At 34.4% G+C, this 18,561-nt stretch carries 20 protein-coding genes and 1 tRNA gene; 6 read left to right on the forward strand and 15 right to left on the reverse strand.

What is annotated here, in order from left to right; genetic code table 11:
• Positions 1–137: 137 nt before the first annotated feature.
• The 6 genes from RBH94_RS03890 to RBH94_RS03915 form a co-directional block, all read right to left on the reverse strand.
• The gene (locus RBH94_RS03890) at positions 138–1,754 is read right to left on the reverse strand and encodes a beta-N-acetylhexosaminidase (protein WP_307882463.1); all 1,617 of its coding nucleotides are present in this window, start codon (positions 1,752–1,754) and stop codon (positions 138–140) included.
• A 115-nt stretch (positions 1,755–1,869) separates the two neighbouring features.
• The gene (locus tag RBH94_RS03895; RefSeq protein WP_307882464.1) at positions 1,870–2,037 is read right to left on the reverse strand and encodes a hypothetical protein; all 168 of its coding nucleotides are present in this window, start codon (positions 2,035–2,037) and stop codon (positions 1,870–1,872) included.
• A gap of 31 nt (positions 2,038–2,068) precedes the next feature.
• On the reverse strand, positions 2,069–2,434 hold the full coding sequence (locus RBH94_RS03900) for a hypothetical protein (RefSeq protein WP_307882465.1): 366 nt from the start codon (positions 2,432–2,434) through the stop codon (positions 2,069–2,071).
• Position 2,435: 1 nt separating this feature from the next.
• Positions 2,436–2,762 carry a YtxH domain-containing protein gene (locus RBH94_RS03905; RefSeq protein WP_307882466.1) on the reverse strand — a complete coding sequence of 109 codons (327 nt, stop codon included), beginning with the start codon at positions 2,760–2,762 and terminating at the stop codon, positions 2,436–2,438.
• Between the two features lie 564 nt (positions 2,763–3,326).
• Positions 3,327–4,607 carry a reverse transcriptase domain-containing protein gene (locus tag RBH94_RS03910; protein WP_307882467.1) on the reverse strand — a complete coding sequence of 427 codons (1,281 nt, stop codon included), beginning with the start codon at positions 4,605–4,607 and terminating at the stop codon, positions 3,327–3,329.
• Between the two features lie 1,003 nt (positions 4,608–5,610).
• Positions 5,611–5,692 (reverse strand) — tRNA-Leu (locus RBH94_RS03915).
• A gap of 101 nt (positions 5,693–5,793) precedes the next feature.
• Here RBH94_RS03915 and RBH94_RS03920 point away from each other — a divergent pair.
• From RBH94_RS03920 to RBH94_RS03935, 4 genes are all read left to right on the forward strand, one after another.
• Positions 5,794–7,182 carry a dipeptidase gene (locus RBH94_RS03920; protein ID WP_307882468.1) on the forward strand — a complete coding sequence of 463 codons (1,389 nt, stop codon included), beginning with the start codon at positions 5,794–5,796 and terminating at the stop codon, positions 7,180–7,182.
• 105 nt (positions 7,183–7,287) lie between these two features.
• Positions 7,288–8,148, forward strand: a complete 861-nt coding sequence (locus tag RBH94_RS03925) for a DMT family transporter (protein ID WP_307882469.1) — start codon at positions 7,288–7,290, stop codon at positions 8,146–8,148.
• 187 nt (positions 8,149–8,335) lie between these two features.
• The gene (locus tag RBH94_RS03930) at positions 8,336–9,436 is read left to right on the forward strand and encodes a DUF4407 domain-containing protein (protein WP_307882470.1); all 1,101 of its coding nucleotides are present in this window, start codon (positions 8,336–8,338) and stop codon (positions 9,434–9,436) included.
• Between the two features lie 69 nt (positions 9,437–9,505).
• The gene (locus tag RBH94_RS03935; RefSeq protein WP_307882471.1) at positions 9,506–9,937 is read left to right on the forward strand and encodes a nuclear transport factor 2 family protein; all 432 of its coding nucleotides are present in this window, start codon (positions 9,506–9,508) and stop codon (positions 9,935–9,937) included.
• Between the two features lie 8 nt (positions 9,938–9,945).
• Here the strand turns inward: RBH94_RS03935 and RBH94_RS03940 are convergent, their stop codons facing one another.
• The 8 genes from RBH94_RS03940 to RBH94_RS03975 all read right to left on the reverse strand — a co-directional run bounded on the left by RBH94_RS03940 (position 9,946) and on the right by RBH94_RS03975 (position 15,770).
• Entirely contained in the window at positions 9,946–10,524 is a 579-nt protein-coding gene (locus RBH94_RS03940) for an alkylphosphonate utilization protein (RefSeq protein ID WP_307882472.1), read from the reverse strand.
• Between the two features lie 107 nt (positions 10,525–10,631).
• Positions 10,632–11,456 (reverse strand): hypothetical protein, encoded by an 825-nt coding sequence (locus RBH94_RS03945; RefSeq protein WP_307882473.1) that lies wholly within the window; start codon positions 11,454–11,456, stop codon positions 10,632–10,634.
• A gap of 191 nt (positions 11,457–11,647) precedes the next feature.
• Complete coding sequence (locus tag RBH94_RS03950; RefSeq protein WP_307882474.1) at positions 11,648–12,010, reverse strand: MmcQ/YjbR family DNA-binding protein; 363 nt, start codon at positions 12,008–12,010, stop codon at positions 11,648–11,650.
• On the reverse strand, positions 12,007–12,618 hold the full coding sequence (locus RBH94_RS03955; RefSeq protein WP_307882475.1) for a DUF4230 domain-containing protein: 612 nt from the start codon (positions 12,616–12,618) through the stop codon (positions 12,007–12,009). The genes RBH94_RS03950 and RBH94_RS03955 overlap by 4 nt, the downstream gene beginning before the upstream one ends.
• A complete protein-coding gene (locus tag RBH94_RS03960; RefSeq protein ID WP_307882476.1) occupies positions 12,618–13,373 on the reverse strand; it encodes a cyclase family protein in 756 nt (251 codons plus the stop codon). The genes RBH94_RS03955 and RBH94_RS03960 overlap by 1 nt, the downstream gene beginning before the upstream one ends.
• A 3-nt stretch (positions 13,374–13,376) precedes the next feature.
• Positions 13,377–14,522 (reverse strand): radical SAM family heme chaperone HemW, encoded by a 1,146-nt coding sequence (hemW, locus tag RBH94_RS03965; RefSeq protein ID WP_307883134.1) that lies wholly within the window; start codon positions 14,520–14,522, stop codon positions 13,377–13,379.
• Between the two features lie 56 nt (positions 14,523–14,578).
• Positions 14,579–15,133 carry a crossover junction endodeoxyribonuclease RuvC gene (gene ruvC / locus RBH94_RS03970; protein WP_307882477.1) on the reverse strand — a complete coding sequence of 185 codons (555 nt, stop codon included), beginning with the start codon at positions 15,131–15,133 and terminating at the stop codon, positions 14,579–14,581.
• A gap of 1 nt (position 15,134) precedes the next feature.
• Positions 15,135–15,770 carry an outer membrane beta-barrel protein gene (locus tag RBH94_RS03975; protein WP_307882478.1) on the reverse strand — a complete coding sequence of 212 codons (636 nt, stop codon included), beginning with the start codon at positions 15,768–15,770 and terminating at the stop codon, positions 15,135–15,137.
• 67 nt (positions 15,771–15,837) lie between these two features.
• Between RBH94_RS03975 and RBH94_RS03980 the strand changes: the two genes are divergently transcribed.
• Entirely contained in the window at positions 15,838–16,770 is a 933-nt protein-coding gene (locus tag RBH94_RS03980; RefSeq protein ID WP_307882479.1) for a lysylphosphatidylglycerol synthase domain-containing protein, read from the forward strand.
• Positions 16,767–17,891, forward strand: coding sequence for a glycosyltransferase (locus RBH94_RS03985; protein WP_307882480.1), 1,125 nt, complete (start codon positions 16,767–16,769; stop codon positions 17,889–17,891). Before RBH94_RS03980 ends, RBH94_RS03985 begins: the two co-directional genes overlap by 4 nt.
• 1 nt (position 17,892) lies before the next feature.
• On the opposite strand, the gene RBH94_RS03990 is transcribed toward RBH94_RS03985, so the two are convergent.
• The gene (locus RBH94_RS03990) at positions 17,893–18,432 is read right to left on the reverse strand and encodes a hypothetical protein (RefSeq protein ID WP_307882481.1); all 540 of its coding nucleotides are present in this window, start codon (positions 18,430–18,432) and stop codon (positions 17,893–17,895) included.
• Between the last annotated feature and the right edge of the window lie 129 nt (positions 18,433–18,561).

An 18,561-nucleotide genomic window follows, 5' to 3' on the forward strand; every position in this document is an offset into this window, starting at 1 on the left:
AACGATAATTTATATCTCAAATTTTCACTTTATGCATTTACATAAAAAAAGGTTGTCACTAAAACCTATTATTTGTTTTAGACTGACAACCCTCAAAGGTATTAAAAGCCTTTAAATTTCTTTTACAAGTTTGGTTTTTATTCGATTTTATAACTATTAATCCCTAAAGCATCCCAACCTTTTTTAACTTCAGTCAAAGCTACTTTAAAGCTCTCAAAATCTTTATTTTCCATTGTTGTCCAACCAACTTCTGCATAGGCAGCTATTCTAGGAAAGGTTTGACGCTCTATATCCTTATTGGTTGGTGTCCATTCGCTCCACATCTGACAGCCTAAACCTTGAATATTTTTATGATATTTTTCATCCAAATCTTTAGGTATTGGATTAAAATTATACGCTTTTTCTAATGGGATGCCTTTGTGCTTGTAATCTAAATAGGTGAACTTATGCCAAGAATTCACAATATCGTAGCCTTTACTTGCGGCTTCCTCTAATAGCTTAATATCTCCTTTCCAAAAATGTACAATTACATTTTTTGCCAATTCGGTTTCTGCATCCTCATCATTCTTTTTCTCTTCAAAATCAAAATGAAGCTTTTTACCCATAATCTCATTCCATCCCATCATTCTTCTTCCATGCTCCTGCACAAAAATCGAAATCTTATTTACAAAATCAATTTGTAAATCGGCAGGTGTATTTACATTGTGCTCTTTCATATACTTTTGCACTCGAGCAGATTTTTCCCAAACTTCATAAGGTACTTCATCACCTCCAATATGAATTACATTAGAAGGAAACAAATCAAACAACTCTAAAAGCACATCTTTCACAAACTTGATGGTTTCCGGTTTGGTTACATCATAGTTATCATAATGGCGCCCAAACTTAACAGGCACATCTATATCAACATCTGCGGTGCCAAGCCAGGTATAAGCCGCAATAGCAGCACTCGAATGCCCAGGCATTTCAAACTCTGGCACAATTTTTATGTTTCTCTCGGTGGCATAAGCCACAATATCTTTAATCTGGTCTTGTGTGTAAAAGCCACCATGCGGTTCTCCTGAAGTTTTTCCACTTTTCCATGTGCCAATTTCACTATCTTTTCTAAACGCCCCAACCTCAGTTAATAATGGATATTTTTTTATCTCAATTCTCCAACCTGCATCATCAACTAAATGCCAATGAAAGACATTCATTTTTAAAGCCGCCATTTGGTCAAGCATTTGTTTTACAAAATCCTCCCCATGAAAATAACGTGCCTCATCCAACATGTAAGCGCGCCATTTAAAACGCGGTTCGTCCTTAATTTCAATTGATGGCACTAACCATGTAACACTCTTTTGGTCTGGATTACTTTCCTCAGACAATAACTGATTTAAAGTTTGAACCGCATAAAATGCTCCTGCTCTACTATTAGAATTTATCGTGATTTTATCAGCACTTACCAATAATATATACGCCTCATCGGCTAAAGTTTCGTCCGTTTTAAATTCGATATCTGCACTTCCAGATGTCTCAACAACCAACTCTTTTCCTGTTTTAGTTTTTAACAGACTAACTAGATAAGTAGCTGTTTGTTTTTGATCTTCGTTTTCAAAAGATATACTCTTTCCTTCTTTAACAGAGAATGAAGACTCTCCCAAAACAACTTCTAAAGGTTTAGGTAATAATTTTATTTCTGAAGCAGTAAATGTTTTGTTCGTTTCAGAACAACTCAAAATCGTTATAAAAAGTAAACTAAGTAGGTAACGCATTGATTATAAGTCTTAAATATTTTATATTTGTGTTCGAACACAAATATAAAATATTTTAACAATAACGCACTTTAATTCTCTCTTTTAATAACCCTAACTCAACCTTTAAATAAATCTAAAACACCTTTCGAAAAAGTCTAACTAAGGCGATTATTTTCACATATCTATGAGATACAACCGAAGACACAAAATTCGCTGGTCCAGCAACCACTTCTTTTAACTCATATCCTGATTGCTTCATTTTTTCAAAAGCTATTTGACGTTCTAAGGAGTGTACTTTCAAATCGTATCTTATCTGTTCTATATTATTATATTTAGTTTTCATCCTCATCGGAATTAAAAAAATTATTTGACATTTTAGTTATCACCACATTATCAATGCTTCGTCGAAACATAAAAGCCAGCGCCATTAAAACTAAAAGCCCTGCGCCAATTAAAAGACAAGCCAATGGCACACTATTTAATTTTTCTCCTAATGCAATCGCCCCTGCAACCGAAACGAAAAAAACACCCAAAAAACCTAATCCGATAATTATAAAAAACTTTACTAACAAACTTATAGTTAGCGATAGCTGCTCAAAAATTTTGAGTTTAATATATTTTTCCGAAGATTTTAAGTAATCATCGCCATGCTGAAAAGTTTCCTGAGTCTTCTCATTTAATAAATTTAGAATCCCCATACTATTTCTGGTACTTTTTATTCTTTGCCTTTAAATCTGCTAATTTCTTTTCTAACAAGGTTATCACATCATCTGCCTGGTAACTCGCGTTAGACATGAGATGTTCCAACTCCTCTTCTAAAGAAGCTCTTTTGTTTTTCACGGATTTCGAAATGCTCTCACTGGTGTGCTCTATATTCTCAGACATTCTGTCTTTAATACCTTGAGCCTCATCAGCAATTTTTTTTCGTGTTACTGTTCCTTTATCCGGAGCAAATAAAACCCCTGCAACAGCGCCAACGGCAGTACCGACTAAAAATCCTAAAATGGTTCTACTATCTTTTCCCATGTTCTAATTATTTTAAATTAAGATGTACATAAATTTAATAAATTAAAATCTTGCAACCCTAAATTTTACAATTTGTCTTACACTTTCTACTAAAACCTTTGCTATTATTTATGTTCGTTATGGAAACCAAAATCTTAAACACGGAAGATAAACTGTGAAGAAATGATAAATTATTTATCGTATGTCTCTTATTAAGGAGCAACCCAAAATAAAAAAAGCTTCTCAAAAATTGAGAAGCTTTCCGTTTCTTAGTGCGGGCGGAGAGACTCGAACTCTCACACCTCGCGGCACTAGATCCTAAGTTTAATCTAGCCTTTTTTAAATTCTTAAATACTTGATTATCAATTATTTATATTTTGAAAAATTGTCTGAAATCGATGATTTATACCGGATTTTATACCGTAATAAAACAATTATAAACACCTGATTTACAGATGATTACGCATTATAAATTATACATAAAAATACAACAAAAAGACTATTTTTACAAGTTTTATGCAATTTAAATAATAAAATTCAAACAACTTAGCATAAGTCACATAACATATTTTCCAATTAATATATTTAATTAGAAGATTCTTTTTTATTTTTCTTCTTCCGCTTTTCATAAGCCAATTCTAAACATAATGGCACACCTGAATTAATCCTTTGCTCTTCAGATAAACAATCACCACTCTCACCATTTTGTTTAAATTGTTTCGGTAGCAGACCAATAGATTTAGCACTAAGCTTCCAATTAAACTTTCGTAACACTAAAAAAATTTGTCTATTTATATAATAATCCAACTCATCAGAATATCTTTCCAGTTCTGTATAATAAAATGCTGACACCCAACCATCATAAACATCTGAAATTTTTCTTAGCAATGTTAGAACATTATATTTCTTCTTTCCATTACATATGTCCCGAATCTTACTTTTAAATCTATCAACATTCGCCTTCGAAGGATAAATAGCTCCTTTATCAAAAGTTATTGAAAGAAAGTCAAATGCATTTCTAGTAATTTCAACTATTTTGGTCTTATCACTAGCCCCCAGTGGATGAACTTTGAGTTCCAACTCATCTAATATTTCAATACAATTTTCATAAGCATTTTTACATTCTTCTACTGTTTCTCCCAAAACAATAAAATCATCAGCATACCTTACTAAATTATATTGCTTCTTTATCATAAAAGAATCAAAGGGTGCTAAATATATATTAGATAACAAAGGAGATAATGGGTTACCTTGAGGTATTCCATCTTTAATTTCGAATAAACTATGATGTGCCTCGTTGATAAACTCTAATCCACCTATTTTTTGACTTAAAGCTGACAAAATAAGTTCGTTCAAAGAGTCATCCTTTAATTTTGGGAAGACATGATCCTCTAGAAGTTTTATTCTTTTTACTTGTCCAAAAAAGTTTATCAAGTCAGCTTCAAGAACTACTCTATTTCCATTACCAATATGGAAATTAATCTTCTCTATAGCTTGCTTTACCCCTATTTTTTTTTGATATGCAAAACTATAACCACTACTCCCCTGTACAACATCCTCTAATTGATTTTCCAACTCTAAGGCTATAGCTTTCAAAACTACCCTATCTGAAATAATAGGAACTTGTAACGGACGGAATTTTCCGTTAGATTTTGGAATAACAACAGCCCTATTTTCCTTAAATTTATAAGTTCCACTTCTTAATTGTGATGATATAGAAGACAATTTATCATCTAAATTTTTTTCAAATTCCTCAATTGATATATTATCTATACCATGAGATAATCTGTTTGTTTTGTCAAGCTTTTTCCAAGCAGACCTTAATTTCTTCTCTGAAGAAATTTTTTTTAGTAGTGTTTTTTTCATTAATTCTTGTGTTGCAAAGACCTTATGGATGACAAAATGCCCGTATGACAGCCCCTACAATTTAGACACAGAAGCACTTAAGGTTAAATAAAGTCCTAATCCGTAAAAGGTTTGGACACATATTCTCTTGAGGTGTTCTAGGGCAATCCTGACGATAGATTTATGAGTGAACCTATAGTCAAACGCAAACTTAAGCCTAAACTTAAGCGAATTCTCATCGGCGCTTTGGATTACAGTTTTTTGGATTGAGCTTTCCCGCCCAAATTGAATTTACAATATATTCTCATTTCATTCAAATTTAAGGTTTTTTCTGACATATGCAACTTTTTTGCACTTTTTTCAAAACAAGCTTCCGACCGCCTGTACACTCTGCTCTTAAAAGAGCTTGATACTATTGTTTCCAAAGGTATTGTGCTGTCATACACAATAGCATCAAACGAGAAGCACACAGAAGCACTTAAGGTTAAATAAAGTCCTAATCCGTAAAAGGTTTGGACACATATTCTCTTGAGGTGTTCTAGGGCAATCCTGACGATAGATTTATGAGTGAACCTATAGTCAAATCCAATATATTATTTCAATGAACTCAATCTATATTTGTAATCATTTACAACAATTATCGTACCAACAATTATTCATGACAAATTTTCTGACGTAAAGTTAGTTATACTTACTGATATATTAAACCAAAGTTAAGAACTTAACTAACAAACTTTTTAACAAAAATATCTTATAAAAACTAAAGACGCTAGACAAAAATCAATTGTTAAGTCGCTGAAATACAGAGTTTTACATTAAAAAACTTGTGACGCTAGACAAAAAATCTAGTTACTGGTAAAATTTCCTAGAAATAAAAAACATAAATTACTGATTTTAAGCATTTTAACAATTATCACAAATGACTTTAATACCGTTTTTTATGCCGACTGTTATACCGTTTCGAAAATTTGGGGCAAAAAAAAACCGACTTAAAAGTCGGTTATCCCACTGATACTGTGGCTTGTGCGGGCGGGGAGACTCGAACTCCCACACATTGCTGCACTAGATCCTAAGTCTAGCGTGTCTACCAATTCCACCACGCCCGCTAAGAGGTTGCAAATATAAACAAGATTTTGAAATTGCAAACACCTATCCCCAAAAAAACATTCTTTTTTTTATACTTTTGTTGCAAAATTTGCATAACTACATGAAAAACACCACGTCTTACATAGAAAAAAATAAAGACCGATTTATATCTGAACTAGTCGAACTTTTAAAAATCCCTTCTATAAGTGCTGATTCTGCTTACAAAAGTGACGTTTTAAAAACTGCTGAAGCTGTAAAAGAAAGCCTTGAAAAAGCAGGTTGCGATACCGTAGAAATCTGCCCAACGGCAGGCTACCCTATTGTATATGGTGAAAAAATAATTGACAAAACCCTACCTACCGTTTTAGTTTATGGACATTACGATGTACAACCAGCCGACCCATTAGAACTATGGGACTCTGCTCCGTTTGAACCCGTAATTAAAACGACCGACATCCACCCGGAAGGTGCTATTTTTGCACGTGGTGCCTGTGACGACAAAGGACAAATGTACATGCACGTTAAAGCGCTGGAGTTTATGACTTCTACAGATCAATTGCCGTGTAATGTAAAATTTATGATTGAAGGCGAAGAAGAAGTTGGCAGTGTAAACTTATCAACCTTCGTAAAAGAAAACCGTGAAAAACTAAGCAACGACGTTATTTTGATTTCAGATACTGGAATGATCGCTAAAGATACGCCATCTATCACAACAGGATTACGCGGATTAAGCTACGTAGAAGTTGAAGTTACCGGACCTAACCGCGATTTACACTCTGGTTTATACGGAGGCGCTGTAGCCAACCCTGTTAATGTGCTTACAAAAATGATTGCTTCTTTACACGACGAAAACAACCATATTACCATTCCTGGGTTTTACGATAAAGTTGAAGAGTTGTCTCAAGACGAGCGTGCCGAAATGGCAAAAGCACCATTCAGTTTAGAGAACTACAAAAAAGCGTTAGATATTGACGACGTTTACGGCGAAGCTGGATACACGACCAACGAGCGTAACTCCATTCGTCCAACTTTAGATGTTAACGGAATTTGGGGTGGTTACATTGGTGAAGGTGCCAAAACAGTAATTGCCAGCAAAGCTTATGCTAAAATTTCTATGCGATTAGTTCCCGGACAAGAATGGGAAGAAATCACACAACTATTTAAAACTCATTTCGAAAGCATCGCACCTAAAGCTGTAAAGGTTAACGTAAAACCGCATCACGGCGGTCAAGCTTACGTTACTCCAACCGACAATGTTGGCTATCAGGCAGCAGCGAAAGCTTACACCGATACGTTTGGTAAAGCACCGATTCCACAACGTGGTGGTGGAAGTATTCCTATTGTAGCGCTTTTCGAAAAAGAATTAGACAGCAAAATTATTTTAATGGGCTTTGGTTTAGACAGTGATGCTATTCACTCCCCTAACGAGCATTTCGGAGTATTCAATTACCTAAAAGGCATTGAAACCATTCCATTATTCTATAAATATTTCACAGAATTATCTAAATAATTTTTAGGGTGTTACCGGTTTTTGCTTACAGGAGCAAAAACCGGTCGCGCTTTACGCACTACGCGGTAGTTGGCTTCAATCGCTAACACGAACACGACATCGCCAATGAAAAACCAACATTCCAACCACCTTATTCAACTTACTTTAGCCACCTTTTTTATTAGTACATCAGGGGCTTTAGGAAAGTATATTGATTTACCCATTCCGGTAATTATTTGGTGGCGTTGTATTCTTTCTGGTATTACATTGTTTGCGTTTTGCAACTATAAAAAATTCAATCTTAAACTAAGTTCGAAAACAGATATTACCACAGTTATCATCAGTGCGCTTTTAATGGGCGGCCACTGGATAACCTATTTTTTTGCCTTAAAATTATCAAACGTAGCCTTAGGCATGTTATCACTATTTACCTTCCCTATTTTAACTGCATTTTTAGAACCTTTGTTTATTAAAACAAAATTCGATCCGTTTTATATTCTATTGGGTATTTTAGTATTATTAGGCCTTTACATTTTAGCTCCCGAGTTTAATTTAGAAAGTTCTCAGGTTAAAGGTGTTCTTTTCGGATTACTCTCGGCTGTATTTTACGCCTTACGCAATATTCTATCTAAAAAATTAACAGCAAAATATAACGGCTCCAGCGTTATGTTTTACCAGAGTTTAGTTGTCGCTTTAATATTATCACCTTTCCTATTATTTTTAGATAGCAACGGACTAAAAGAGCAATTCCCTTATATTCTTTTCCTTGGTTTAATTACGACCGCTGTAGGCCATTCTATGTTGGTAAACAGTTTGAAACATTTTACAGTTAGTACCGCAAGTATTATTAATAGTATTCAACCCATTTTTGGAATCATTCTTGCCTTCTTCTTTTTAAACGAAGTGCCAACCCTGAACACCTTTATTGGTGGATCACTTATCCTAGCAACTGTTATTATTGAAAGTGTAAGATCGAGAAATAGGTAAACCTTTTAAAAAGGTACCCCTCTGATTACGCCACAGACTTTTGTTCATTTAAATCTCGATTATCGAGTAAAACAAAAACACTTAGACTCATAATAAACAACATCTTACAAGTCTTTTTTTATTCAAAAATGTAACAAAATCTTGCTTTTAACGTTTTATAGATTATCAATCAAAATCATCAATCATTATGTTAAAGCAATTTTTTATTATCTGCTCGGGTGCCGACACCGATATTTTAAACTCCTGCTCTAAAGGCGAACAAAACAAATATGCTGGCATAGGCGCCACAGTATTTTTTACAGCACTGATGGCATTTATCGCGGCGAGCTATGCCTTATATACTGTTTTCGACAATTATTACACGGCTGTGTTTTTCGGATTGATTTGGGGGTTACTCATTTTTAATCTGGATCGTTATATTGTGTCCACTATTAAAAAGACCGGAAATTTTGCAGATGAAGTGATTCAGGCTACACCTCGAATTATTTTGGCGGTTATCATTGCTGTAGTGATTTCAAAACCTCTGGAACTAAAAATATTTGAAAAGGAAATAGACCGTGTACTGTTAGAACAAAAAAACGAATTTACACTAGCCAACAAAAGCCAAATTGCCGAACAATATACTCCACAAATAAAAGAACTCGAACAGTCTATTACTGATCTGCAAAATGAAATTACAACCAAAGAAACCGAAGTAAACGCCCTTTACGAAACCTATATTTCTGAAGCTGAAGGCACAGTTGGCACAAAACTATTAGGTAAAGGCCCCGTATATAAAGAAAAACGAGATAAACATGACGCTGCCTTAACTGAATTGCAACAACTTAAAATAGTTAATACTGAAAAAATTAAAGCGATTGAAACTGAAATAGCCACTTTAAAAAGCGATTATGACAATCAGGTAACGACATCGCAACCTATTATTTCAAATTTCGATGGATTAATGGCTCGTGTAGATGCTTTAGGTCAATTACCTTGGTTGCCGTCATTTTTTATTTTCCTGTTGTTTTTAGCCATTGAAACCTCACCGATTTTCGCTAAGTTGTTATCTCCCAAAGGTGCTTATGATTTTAAATTAGAAAATGAAGAAACGGCCATTAAAACAAATGTGCTTCAAAATAAAAATCAACGAGAAGCACTCTTAAAAACTGAGTTTGCGATCAACGACCGTGTATATAAAGACATTGAAACCGAAGACGAACTGTATAACTACAAGCGTAAAAAAGCACGCGAACTACTGCAATTACAAGCTGATGCTTTTTTTAACCAGCAAAAGAATATATTGTAGTTAGGCGCTAATTTTAAGTGAGTTTGTTTATTTTTACCTCAACTCCCAAAGAAGCACAACTATTATATTATGAAAAAAATTATTCTATTCCTTTGCCTTATTTGTGCATGTCATGGATTTTCTCAAAGTAATGAGGAAGACGACAAAAAAGACATTCAAGCCGTTTTAAAAGCACAACGCCTGGCTTGGTCTAAAAACAATATTGAAGAATTTATGGAAGGCTACTGGAAAAGTGACTCTCTTAAATTCTATGGAAGTAATGGTGTTACTTACGGATGGGAGAACACTTTAAAACGTTACAAAAAAGCCTACCCAAGTAAAGACCACACGGGAAAGTTAAGCTTTAAAATAAACGATATATCTAAAATTACGGATGGCGCATATTACGTATTAGGAGAGTTTCACTTAAAACGTGAAGTTGGTAATGCCACCGGTTTTTTTATGTTAGTATTCAAGAAGATAAACGGCGAATGGAAAATTATCGCTGATACCTCCGCTTAAAAATACAATTAGGTTTTCTTAACGTATTTTGTAATTATTACAATTTGCTGTCCGTCAACCTTACCTTCTATATATTCGGCATTGTCGCGATCTAAACGAATGTTTCTAACGGCCGTTCCTTGTTTCGCGACCATGCTCGATCCTTTCACTTTTAAATCTTTAACTAAAACAACAGAATCTCCGTTTTCTAAAATAACACCGTTAACATCACGGTGAATTATTTTTTCGCTTTCATCTTTATCTTCTCCTGTTGCTCGCGCTAAAGCCAAAGCATCGTCGTCTAAATACATCATGTCTAATAAGTCTTTAGGCCACCCTTCGTTTCGTAAACGCTGTAACATTCTCCAAGATAAGATTTGCACCGCTACAAACTCACTCCACATACTGTCATTTAAACAACGCCAGTGATTGGCATCCATTTCGGTTTCGCCCTCAATCTGACTTAAGCAGTTACTACAAACAAGCACACTATTGTCAACACTTTCGTTTAACGATGGCGGCAATGTATATTGACTTAATTCTTTGTCTGATTTACATAATTCACATGTGTTGCTGCTTCTATCTTTTAATGTTTGTAGTATACTCATGATTTGTATTTTAAGACTGCAATAATACGCCTAAATTAAAGCTTCCACAAGCTATAAAAAGAAAAAGGCATCTAAATTAGACGCCTCTTTCCCACTAATTAAGCTACCTATTTTGATAACTCTGCTACTAACTTGTATACGGCATCACCATGTACTGGTGTAAAATATTTACCAAATTTTTCGCCACGAGCTTTCCGATCTGCCTCGTTTGGCCATTTTTTCTTAGCCATTTCAGTAAACCCATCGAACATTTTATCAAGATCTCCTAATGAATCTAAAAAATAAGCTTCTATAACTTGAGACGAATCACTTCCCCAGGCATGTCTATGTGGATAATAGCCTTTTATTAGTGAATTATCTTTAATGAACACATCGAAGTTTTCCTCCATTAAGGATTTGATTTCATCGCCATCATAATCCTTTGGAAACGCCCAATGAGACGTTCTCACATAAAGGATTAAATCTTTTTTATTATTCTCTGGAATGTGTTTCGCCATGGGCATTGTATAATAAATCTCATCGGAGTGAATTGGTGAGTAATAAGCCCGCTGTTTTTCAAAAAAAGCCTCTCTAGCATCTTTATCAGGCCAGGCCGCTTCAGCTAATTCCGCATCCTTTTCATTAGCCTTTAGAATATCTTCCCATGTGTTATAGACATTAACGAAAAGAATCTCTGTGTTATCCGGAGTCATTTGGTGTAAATACACCGATGCTCCTACTCTTAAATCATTTTTCTTAATAACTTTCTCCAGATATTCTTTTTCTACTGACTTCCATGTGTCCATATCGAAATCCTCATAGTCCATATTCCAATGGGCCTTGGTTACTGTAATATACATGGGACGTGAGTCGTCTTGTGCAAAAGCTGAAGACATACTGAATAATAATAGCAAAGTTAGCATTGCTGCAAATAGTTGATTAGTTGTTTTCATAATTGTAATAATTAAGGTTAGTATATTAGTTTTGAACATTAAATACTAAATCTTTAATTGGGGCAATTGAAAACCTGGGGGTAATAAAAATTTGGGGAAGTAAAATTTGTTTTTTTGCTATTATTATTTCCAAGAGGGTAGTGAAATAACATCACTAATTTACAAAATTTAATTTACTAACAATCAATTATTTAATTTAATTGATCTTTTAGTTTTTTGGGCATTCCTTTTACTACCATCTCATAAGAATGATCAATAAGAGAGACTAAAAGGGAAGCTGAAATTTCTCCATCATGAAGTTTGACGGTATTCCAGTGCGTTTTACTCATATGAAATCCTGGACCTATATTATCATATTCTCCACGAAGCTCTAATGCATATTCGGGATCACATTTTAAATTAATGGCTTTCTCTCCTATTTCCCAATTATCGAGAGCGATTAGCGCATACATTTTCCCTAAAACCTTAAAGACTAAAGTATCAGGATTAAAAGGAAACTCCTCGGTTGTTCCTTTCTTTTTTAAACAGTAATCTCGTATTTGTTCAATATTCATTCTAAAGCTTTTGCTTTAACCGGCTGTTCTATTTTTAAAGCATCGTAATCTAATCTCCAACCTATGGTTTGCACGATATTCTCAATGAGTGATATCGCCTCTAAAGCTTCCTGTTGTGCTGCGTTAAACAAGCCACTTTCTGGAATTTTATCTAAAATATGTTTCTTGGCATCATTATGCAGTTCGGTTAAATCGGAGGCTGCAAACTTGTTGAACACACCATCCTTTTTATCGTAATAGTTTAAATTGGTTTCTATAGTTAACACTTCTGGCTGTGGAAACCTGTGAATAATAATCGTTTTGGTTTTAGTATCGGCCTCTAACAAAACTTTTGAAAAATCGAATCCTACATGTGCTTTGGCATTAACAACAACCAAGGCTTTTTTAGTACTTGAAATAAGTTTTAAAAAACGCTCCTTTACATCTTCGTAATGGTAAATCTCGGCAAAATCACCTTCAACAGTAATGAATTTATACACTTTTTTAATCTTATCGAGAAGGATAACCGACTGCGAATTCACACGTTTCTTCTGCGTCTGAATTTTTAAATAGGTGACTACCGCCATAGTTATCAGCCCTCCTAATATTAAACCGAAAAGAATATCCATTACTCTATAATTTTATATAAAACTGGTTTGCTCGGTGTCGCATCGTTTTCAAAAGATGCTATTTGTAAATTTAACATATACTCGCCATCTTTCACCTTGTTTGGCACATAAATAAATTCGGTAATTGTGGCATCTAAACGCAACTTACCTTTAGTGTTCCAAAACGCATTATGTGCTAATAACTTTCCTTCATCGCGCTCCTTATCAACACTTGGTAAATCGATAAGTAAATGTTTAATACCTTTTTCTCGAAGATACACAGCCGCTTCCTCCAATAAATACGTGGGATTGGTTTTTGAATAGCGTTTGGTAAGTTTATCTTTTAAATTTGGCATGGTACGAATAATAACAGCATCTCGTTTTTTATTTCCTAAGGCAAACTGAATTTGTTTTTTAGAAATTACAAAATCGTCACCTAACTTTTCCGGAGCCACACTAATCACTTCAGCTAGAAAGAAAAACTGTTTTAAATTTTTATTGATAGAATGCACCGTTTCAGTAATATGCCCTACACATTCGGTATGCGTCCCGTGGGCATGCGGATTAAATACAATCGTATTAAAATTTACAGCCGATCCTTTTACCACACTTCCAACCCAATCTTCCTCTTCAATAACCACCGGCTCAATTTCAGGGTTTCCTATATACCAGGCATTAACATTCGCTTCTCCTGACTGAATAGCGATAGAAATATCTAGAGGTTTGGTTAAATCGATTTGAAGCTTTCTTGAATTGTATTGAATGGTTGCAAGCATATATTAGTCTATTTTAAATAAATCTGAAGCAATACCGTCACTTAAAAACTTTCCTTTTTTAGTCACGATAAGTTTATCATCTTCAATATACAATAATTGTTGATTTCTATGTTTTTCAGACTGCTTTAAAATATAAGTTCTGTAATTTTCACCAAAATTTTGCGCCACTTTTTCTAAAGACACCCCCCAGATGGTGCGTAAACCCGTCATCACATATTCATTATACTGATCGGTTTTAGACAAGATTTCGACTTCCATAGGTAATTCTCCATTTTCAATTGCTTGAATATATTTTGAATTGTTTCTTACATTCCAGCCTCTGCTTGTACCATCAAACGAATGCGCCGATGGCCCAACACCTATATAGGGCTTCCCTTGCCAATAAGCAGTGTTATTTTTACTAAAAAACTCTGGCTTTCCAAAATTAGATAACTCATAATGTACAAAACCTGCATGCTCCAGTTTTTCTATCAACATATGAAATTGCTCCTGAGCTATGGCATCATCTGGAGCCTTAACTTTTCCTTTTGTTATAAAGGCATCAAGAGCCGTCTTAGGCTCAATCGTTAATGCATAACTGGAAATATGAGGGATATTGAATGACAAAGCCATTTCAATATTCTCCATCCAGTCTTCATGACTCAATCCTGGAATACCATAAATTAAATCAAGTGAAATATTATCGAAATACTGTGTAGCAACTTCTAAACACCCATTGGCTTCTTCAGCATTATGGGCTCGGTTCATCAACTTTAAATCACGCTCAAAAAACGACTGAATACCAATCGATAACCTGTTAACACCTATGCTCCTGTAAGCTTTAAAAACGGCATGCACATCAGTTCCTTTAATGGTTAAATCATCGGGATTAGCTTCTAAGGTAATTTCCGGGTTACTAATTACCTTATAATTTGAATATACTGCCTGAATAATGGAATCCAATTCAGATTCATTTAATAAAGAGGGTGTTCCGCCACCAAAATAAATGGTTTGGACCACCTGATTTTGGAATTCGCCTTTCCTCATCTCTAACTCTTTGATCAAGCAAGAAATTAAGTCCGGCTTCTTCTTTAGAGAGGTTGAAAAGTGAAAATCGCAATAGTGACAAGCTTGCTTACAAAATGGTATGTGAATGTATATTCCAGCGATGACTTTTGAATTTTATAATTATAAACTTCACCTGAACCTGTAAAGCTCTTAAAACGTTATTTTTTTACGCGACTTTCATTCTGTTTAACAAAACTAGCCCAGCCCGAATAACTCTTACCAACCTCAACACGGCCATCGTTGTAAAAATGACAGACCGCAGCAGCTAATCCATCGGTGGCATCTAAATTTTTAGGTAAGGTTTTTAATCCTAATAAACTTTGCAGCATTTTAGCAACCTGATCTTTACTGGCATTACCACTCCCTGTAATCGCCATTTTAATTTTTTTTGGGGAATATTCCGTTATGGGTACTTCACGACTTAAACCAGCTGCCATAGCTACGCCTTGCGCACGCCCTAACTTAAGCATACTTTGAACGTTTTTCCCAAAGAAAGGCGCTTCAATTGCTATTTCATCGGGGTGATGGGTGTCTATTAATTCAACCGTACGTTCAAAAATAAGTTTCAGTTTTAAATAATGGTCGTCGTATTTTTTTAAATCTAGCTCATTCAACTGCAAAAAAGACATGGTTTTCCCAACAACTTTTATCAACCCAAAACCCATAACCGTTGTTCCCGGGTCGATTCCTAAAATAATTCTTTCCTTCGCCATATTAATTACAGTAATAACACCCACTTAAAGATAACGAAAGTCCCACAGTAAATGTTAACACATTTCCGTTAAAAGATCCGTAACCATCTGCTACTGGATTAAACTCCTTTGCAAACCCATGAATATAAGACGCATCAAAATACAACGACATGGTATCTGAAAGTCCGTAATGAAACTCCAAACCGGCCATCGCATTTAGGTATGAAGTTTTATTTTCTCCATAATTATGTAATGGCTTCACCATCGAAAAACCCGGCCCGGCATGCACAAAAATTCCGGTTCTGTTGGAGATAAAAATAATATTAGACAGATTATAAACGCCTTGCAGATTTATACGTGAATAATTCAATTTAAATTCCTGCGCATTACTATCGTTAATCATTCGGCTAAACCCATAATCAAGCTTAGTACCTAAATTGGGGTTAAACATGTATTGCACTCCTAGATTTACGGTTGGAAAGTTTAACGACTGCCCTTCGAAACCAGACACAAAACCATCGCTCGACGGACTATTAACTCCCAAAGCTATCTGCGCTTTTATGGTGCTCGTATCGTTTTGCGTAAAGCCAGAAATCACACAAAAAAGAAAAATAAATAAAGAAGATAAGCGCTTATTACGGCTTAAAAATGAAATCATACGCGATTATTGATTTAATTTGCAACATATGTACGTGTTACCACACAAAACTAAACAAATCTTTTTTGTGCTTATTAAAATAAGCCTGGTAATTGCTGTATTTTATTTTATCTACTTCAAGCTGAGTAATAATAACACATTACCATTTTCTGATTTTTTAGAATTAGCATCAAAAAATGATGCATTTTCTATAGTCCACCTCGTGTTCCTAATTTTATTATCAACTGGTAACTGGTGTTTTGAAATTTTAAAATGGCAAACCCTTGTAAAACCATTAAAACAAATTAGCTTTTTTGAAGCCACCGAACAAAGTTTGGGCAGCTTAACGGTTTCATTGTTCACTCCCAATCGAATTGGTGAATATGGAGCAAAAGCACTATTCTACAACAAAACTCAGATAAAACATATTGTATCTATTAACATCTTGCACAACCTGTTACAACTTAGTGTTAGCATTATTTTTGGAAGCATTGGGTTACTGTGTTTCATCTCGATTTACTCAACACACCTTAACTATACCAAACCTATTTTAGGAGCTGTACTTTGTATTGGTTTTATTGTATTAGCTTACTTTGCACTGTCTAAAATTCGATTAAAACAAAGCACTGGTTGGTTGAGTAAACTGTTACACCTCGTAAAAACCTATCCAAAAAAACCAGTTATCCTTGGGTTGAATTTTTCAATTATTCGCTACCTCTTCTTTTCATTTCAGTTTTACTATTTATTGAACATTTTTGGGGTTGACATTGTTTACTTGAATGCTATGATAATTATTACAACCATGTATTTATTAGCATCCGTAATACCTTCCATAGCTATTTTCGATTTTGTTATTAAAGGAAGTATTGGAGTTTATTTATTTTCATTTCTAAATATTGAAGCCATTACTATAATTCAAATCACAACCATCATGTGGATATTTAACTTTGCTTTACCAAGCCTTGTTGGAAGTTACTTTGTACTTACTTTTAAATGGCCTAAACCCCAAATATCGAAATGACCATAATTTCATTTTTTATTATTTTAAGTTATGTCGCTTTAATAGGAAGCTTCGCCTATGGGTTCCATAAAGTACCGACTTTTAAAAATCGAAACACCGCTGCCAAGACAACATTTTCAATAATTATCCCCTTTAGAAATGAAGCTGAAAATCTACCTCAATTATTGGATTCTATCAAGCAATTACATTATCCTTCCAACTTATTCGAAGTACTTTTAGTTAATGATGACTCTGAAGACGATTCCGTTAACATTATCAATAATTTTATAACATCATCGTCTCTTCCTGTAACACTTCTAAATAATAACAGGGTGAGTCCATCTCCTAAAAAGGATGCCATTTCTACCGCCATTACTAAAGCTAATTACGAATGGATTATTACCACCGATGCCGACTGCATTTTACCACAATTATGGCTAAATACTTTTGATGCCTTTATTCAGGAAAACAAAGTGGAATGTATTGTGGCACCCGTAAAATATATTTCTCAAAACAACTTTTTAAACACCTTCCAAATTTTAGATATTTTGAGTTTACAAGGGGCAACTATTGGCGGATTTGGTATAAACAAACCGTTTTTGTGCAACGGCGCGAACTTTGCTTACAAAAAAAAACTATTTAACGCCTTGAAAGGTTTTGAAGGCAACAACCAAACTGCCAGTGGCGATGACATTTTTTTATTGGAAAAAGTAGTAAAACATAATGCGGGAAGCGTTGCTTATTTAAAAAGTGAAACCGCCGTTATTAACACAAATGCACAACCTACCTGGAACAGTTTAATCTCGCAACGTATTCGCTGGGCAGCAAAAACAAGTCGGTATAATAATTGGTTTGGCAAACTCACCGGAAGCATTGTACTACTCACCAACCTGTTTATTGTATTAGCTTATTCCTTTACACTTATGGGAACAATGACTTCTCAAACTTTAATTTATTTACTGATGATTAAATTCAGTATCGATTTGTACTTAATTAATAAAACCGCTCAGTTTTTTAATCAAAGAGAAGTGATGAAGTTTTACGTATTCGGATTTATAGTTTATCCGCTTTTTAGCGTTTATGTTGCATTGGTGTCCATGGTTTCAACCTACCAATGGAAAGGACGCACATTTAAAACGTAAATTACTCTACGTTAATAACAATAGGCAGATTGAAAGCTGTTTTTACCTGCTGCCCGTGTTTACTCGCCGGAAATATTTTAGGCAACGAGTCTAAACTTTGGGTAATTAGCTGTTGTAAATTAGGAATTTCAGCTATGGTTAAACTATCAATTTTAGCATCAACTAAAGTTAGCATGCCTTGTTCAGACAGTTTAAATTGAAGGTTAATCGTATCGTTAACATCTTTAGTAACAATAATCATTTCTCGTTGTAAAAACCCTAAAATATGAGACGTGAGCACCTCTGAAAAACACGCTTGCTTTTCGCTATTAGACACTAAGGAATCACATACCGAAAACGACGGGTATTCATCGACATCGTTCCAGTTAAAGGTTTTCAATTCCTCATTTAAAATAGCTTCAGAAGATGTTTTTTTCACATTAAAATAGTCGCAGGATGCGACCAATGAAAAAATAAAAAAAACACTAATTAGCCTCATAGATTTTACTAGATAATCAAGATTTAATTTACGGAAGTTTTCTCCAAAATCAAACTTTCTCATTTATAATACCTCGGATGCATTTCATCGAGGATTTTATTAAAACTGAAATGTACAATTTTTTTGGTTTTTAAGCACTTAAAACTAAAAAAACCGAAGTTTTCACTTCGGTTTTCAATCTTATATAATTTA

It is taken from the genome of Aestuariibaculum sp. YM273 (genome assembly GCF_030908365.1).
In the GTDB taxonomy this organism is placed as follows: Bacteria; Bacteroidota; Bacteroidia; order Flavobacteriales; family Flavobacteriaceae; genus Aestuariibaculum; species Aestuariibaculum marinum.